Consider the following 4,694-nt stretch of genomic DNA (forward strand, 5'->3'; position numbering starts at 1 on the left):
CCGGTGGGGGTGAAGGGGACCATGTCGCCCTCGGGGGAGGGCAACATCAGGGAACTCATCGGGTCGTCACCTCGCTCAGCTCGACGGTGCGTCCGGTACGAGCCGAGTCCAGCCCCGCCTCGGCCATCTGGATGCCGCGCGCCCCGGAGAGCAGGTCGTGGGGGAAGTCGGTGCCCGAGACCACGTGCGACAGGAAGGCTTCCCACTGGGCCCGGAAACCGTTGGGGAATTCGGTGTTGTCGGGCACCCGCTCCCACTGGTCGCGGTAGCCCACCGTGTCGACGGCGTCGGGGTCCCAGCTGGCCTTGGGGGTGGTGGAGCGGTGCTGGATGCGGCAGTCGCGCAGGCCCGCCACCGCACTGCCGTGGGTGCCGTCCACCTGGAACTCCACCAGCTCGTCACGGTCCACCCGCACGCTCCAGGAGGAGTTGATCTGGGCGAGGGTGCCGTCGGCGAGTTCGAAGATGCCGTAGGCCGCGTCGTCGGCGGTGGCCTCATAGGCCCGGCCCTTCTCGTCCCACCGGCGGGGGATGTGGGTGGCCGTGCGGGCGGTGACGGTGCGCACCGGGGAGAACAGGTTCTCCAGGACGTAGTGCCAGTGCGGGAACATGTCCAGGACGATGCCGCCGCCCTCCTCGGCCCGGTAGTTCCAGCTGGGCCGCTGGCCGGGCTGCCAGTCGCCCTCGAAGACCCAGTAACCGAATTCGCCCCTGATGGAAAGGATCTTTCCGAAGAAGCCGCTGTCGATGAGTCTGCGGAGCTTGAGCAGACCGGGCAGGAAGAGCTTGTCCTGGACCACGCCGTTGCGCACCCCCGCCTGCTCGGCGAGTTTGGCCAGCTCCAGGGCTGCCTCCAGGGTGTCGGCGGTGGGCTTTTCGACGTAGACGTGCTTGCCCGCGGCGATGGCCGAGCGTACGGCCGCCTCACGCGCATGGGTGATCTGGGCGTCGAAGTAGATCGAGACACTGTCGTCGGCCAGCACCGCGTCCAGATCGGTGGACCAGCGTTCGATGTCGTGTCGCCGGGCGATCTCGCGCAGCTTGTGCTCGGAACGACCCACCAGCACCGGTTCGGGGATGACACGGGTGCCGTCGGGCAACTCCAGGCCGCCCGCGTCGCGGATCGCCAGGATCGAACGGGTCAGGTGCTGCCGGTAGCCCATCCGGCCGGTGACGCCGTTCATCGCGATGCCCAGCACGTGGTCTGCCATGGGTTGTTACCACCTCTCTTTGAAAGCGCTTTCCAGAGCGTACGGCAAACACGACGATCACACCAGACCCACCCCGGAGGGAGAGTGCCCGTCGTCGCATCGACGAACACCCGCACGAGCGGCCCGAACACGACCCCCGTGCCACACCGTGAGCGGCACCGCAGCAGGGCGAACCGGGCCGCATCGACGAGCAAACGCTTGCCAAGGATCTCCGAGCGTGAGCGTCCCTCTACGAACACCCGAACACGAGGGCCACGCGGAAAGATCACCCCGCAGGACCCGCATCGACCTGCCGTGACATGAGGAAAGAGCGATCGTGGGCGAATCTTTCGCGTTACCGGCATTGACTTGTCTGTAACGGGATCGTAGCTTCTTGTGCACGGAAAGCGTTTGCACGAATACGGGCCACCTTCCCGTCCGGCGCACGGGCCCACTCCCGAGAGCCATCGACCGCGCACCGTTTCCGTTCAGGGGCGTCCCGCGCTTCCCACCCCCCGATTCCGAAGGAAACCCAACATGCGATCCGTGACCATAAAATCCGGTTCCCCCACACGCACCGTCCTGCTGGCCGGCACCGCCGCCGGAGCCCTCGCGCTCGGTCTGCTCGCCGTCACCGACGGCCCGGAATCCACCGTCCACGCCGACCTGATCAACACCGCCCAGGAAGCCCCTTCAGGTTGGGCCGGCGAGAACGGCGGCACCACCGGCGGTGAGGGCGGCGACGTCGTCACCGTCTCCGACACCGACGGGCTGCTCTCGGCCCTGTCGAGCTCCGGTCCCCAGGTCATCCAGATCGACGGCTCCATCGAGCTGTCCGGTATGAACGACGTGCCCGCCGACACCACCCTCATCGGGTTGGACGGCGCCCAGATCACCGGCGGCGGCCTGGACGTGGACGGTGTGTCCAACGTGATCATCCGCAACATCGCCTTCTCCGGTTGGGACGACGACGCCGTCAACGTCCAGGAGGGCAGCACCAACGTGTGGGTCGACCACAACAGCTTCACCGACGGCTATGACGGCGCCGTGGACGTCAAGCGTGAGTCGGACTTCGTGACCATCTCCTGGAATCACTTCTTCGACCACGACAAGACGTCCCTGGTCGGGCACTCCGACGACCACACCGAAGACGCCGGCCACCTGCGGGTGACCTACCACCACAACTACTTCGACGGCACCGACACCCGTCACCCCCGGGTGCGCTTCGGCAACCCGGTGCACGTGTACAACAACTACTACCGCGACAACGACGAGTACGGCGTGGCCTCCACCATGGGCGGCGGTGTGCTCGTGGAGGGCAACTACTTCGAGGACGTGGACAACCCCACCCACACCGGTTACGCCGATTCCGACATCGGCGCCGTGGAGGAGAGCGACAACGTCTTCGACGGCTCCGGCGAGCCCGAGAGCGGGGGCGGGACCGTGGAGTCGATCCCCTACTCCTACAGCCTGGACCCGGCCGAGGACGTGCCCTCGATCGTCGGCGACGGTGCCGGCCCCGGCAACCTGTGACCCGCGGATAGCCCCTTACGGTCGCCGCCCCACCACCCCGGAGCTCCGAGCCGGTGGGGCGGCGGCCCTACCGATGTCGACCTCAAGGTCGACTCGACGAACGTGCGCGGGCGCCGTCCGGTGCCTTTCAGGCCGAGGCCATGCCCAGGCGGGCCATCAGTTCCGAGCCGGTGATGATGTCGATGCGCTGGCCCTTGGCGATGTAGGTCTCCGCCTGTCGGTGCTTGGAGGTCTTGCCTCCGTGGTCGCTGTCGCCGACCACCAGCACGTCGGTCTTCTTGGTGACGTTCTTGGCGGGCCGGCCACCGGCCTCGGCGACGCGCTTCCACACCTCGGGTTTGTCCATTGCGGCCAGGTCACCGGACACGCACACCGTGCGTCCGAACAGTGGGCCGGCCGGGTCGGCGTCGGGGGAGGGTTCGGGCAGCGGGGCCTGCGCGGCCTGCTGCCAACGGCTGAACCGGTCCTCGGTGGCCGCGGCCCGAGGCGGCGCGGGTGCGGCGAGCACGGGCACCACGGCGGCGGCGATCGCCTCGGCCTTGCGCAACGGCATGCGTGCGGCGCGCACCAGTTCGGGCAGTGAGGTGGTGCCGTAACCGCGCATGGCGGCGAGCATGATGTGGGCGGCCGCCTCGGCGTCGGCGTCGGCCCGGTGGTGTTGGGTGATGTCGTGGCCGATGTGCGCGCACACCGTGGGCAGACGGTGGTCGGGCAGGTCCCAGGTGCGTCGGGACAGGGCGAGGGTGCAGGCATAGTCCAGGGCGGGCAGATCCTGGCCGGTGTGGGCACAGGCCTGGCGCAGGGCACCCATGTCGAAGGCGGCGTTGTGCGCCACCAGCGCCCCGCCCTGGGCGAACTCCAGGACCCGGTCCCGCACGCTGTGCCAGGTGGGAGCCCCGACCACGTCGGCGGCGGTGATGCCGTGCACCGCGGTGTTGTGCCGGGAGAAGAACGACACCTGCTCCGGTGGGCGGATCAGGGTGCTGTAGCGGTCCACCACCCGACCCTCCTCGACGCGCACCAGACCCACCGCGCAGACACTGCCGCGGTCGGCGTTGGCGGTCTCGAAGTCGATCGCGGTCCAGGTGTGGGTCACCCCGGCCCCTCCTTCTCACAGCTCAGGGACGAACGCATCGAGGGTACCGCCGCGTGTCCACCGCCGTGGTCACAACGGGTCGAAGGAGGTGACGGCGCCCTCGCGCAGGTCGCCCTGCTGGGTCCACCGGTTCTCCTCGGCGGCGAAGAGCACCGTGTAGTAGTCACCGCTGGTCACCGTGATGTTGCGGGCCAGCAGGTGCCGGGGCGTTCCGTTCTGGGACCAGATGAATTCCCAGTCGGCGGCCGAGTGGAAGTCGGTGTCTCCGGTGACGTCCTCCACCCGGACCCGCTCGTAATCGGGGAAGCGTTCGGCACCGCCGGAGCCGCCTTCCTGGTCCAGCACGTGTTGGTACTGGTCGTCGGTGGGGTGGGCGGTGCGGTCCACCTGCAGGTAGGAGTTGTCGGTGTGGGAGTCGTAGAAGACGCTGTTGCCCTCGACCCGGCGCACCCAACCGTCGGGAACGAGCATCGAGAAGCCCTCGGGGTCCTGGGTCCAGGTCATGCCCGCGGCGGTGGGGTCGCCTTCCTCGTCGGTCTCCACAGCGGGGGTGGAGGGCGAGGCCGCCGGTTCCCCGGACTCGGTGGGCTCCTCGCCGGCCTCCTCCTCGGAGGTTCCGGTACCGGCCGAGACCACGCCCTCCTCATCGCTCCAGGGGTTGAACACGACCAGGGAGGCGGCCACCACCAGGGAGGCCAGTCCCAGGGTCAGTACGACCACCGGCCAGGACAGGCGACGCGAACCCTGTGGGGTCACGGGCATGGTGCCCGCGCCGCTCATCTGGGTGGTGGGGGTCGAAAAGGGCGGGGTCGCCTGTTGGTGCCCCATCTGCTGCGGGGGCGGCCCATAGGGGTGGGGTGGTCTGTTGCCCGTGGG

The 4,694-nt window shown here is 68.9% G+C and carries 3 protein-coding genes and 1 pseudogene; 1 reads left to right on the plus strand and 3 read right to left on the minus strand.

Features of this window, described 5'->3' with window-relative positions:
• Positions 1-55: 55 nt before the first annotated feature.
• Positions 56-1,210, minus strand: coding sequence for a Gfo/Idh/MocA family protein (locus tag BQ8420_RS24435; protein ID WP_087101582.1), 1,155 nt, complete (start codon positions 1,208-1,210; stop codon positions 56-58).
• Positions 1,211-1,726: 516 nt separating this feature from the next.
• Between BQ8420_RS24435 and BQ8420_RS24440 the strand changes: the two genes are divergently transcribed.
• Positions 1,727-2,722 carry a polysaccharide lyase family 1 protein gene (locus BQ8420_RS24440; RefSeq protein ID WP_087101584.1) on the plus strand — a complete coding sequence of 332 codons (996 nt, stop codon included), beginning with the start codon at positions 1,727-1,729 and terminating at the stop codon, positions 2,720-2,722.
• Between the two features lie 127 nt (positions 2,723-2,849).
• Here BQ8420_RS24440 and BQ8420_RS24445 read toward each other — a convergent pair whose 3' ends face one another.
• A complete protein-coding gene (locus BQ8420_RS24445) occupies positions 2,850-3,818 on the minus strand; it encodes an exonuclease domain-containing protein (RefSeq protein WP_087101586.1) in 969 nt (322 codons plus the stop codon).
• 69 nt (positions 3,819-3,887) lie between these two features.
• Positions 3,888-4,694 (minus strand): annotated as a pseudogene (locus tag BQ8420_RS24450) (serine/threonine protein kinase); the annotation flags it as partial.

Source organism: Nocardiopsis sp. JB363 (assembly GCF_900143625.1).
Taxonomy (GTDB): Bacteria; Actinomycetota; Actinomycetes; order Streptosporangiales; family Streptosporangiaceae; genus Nocardiopsis.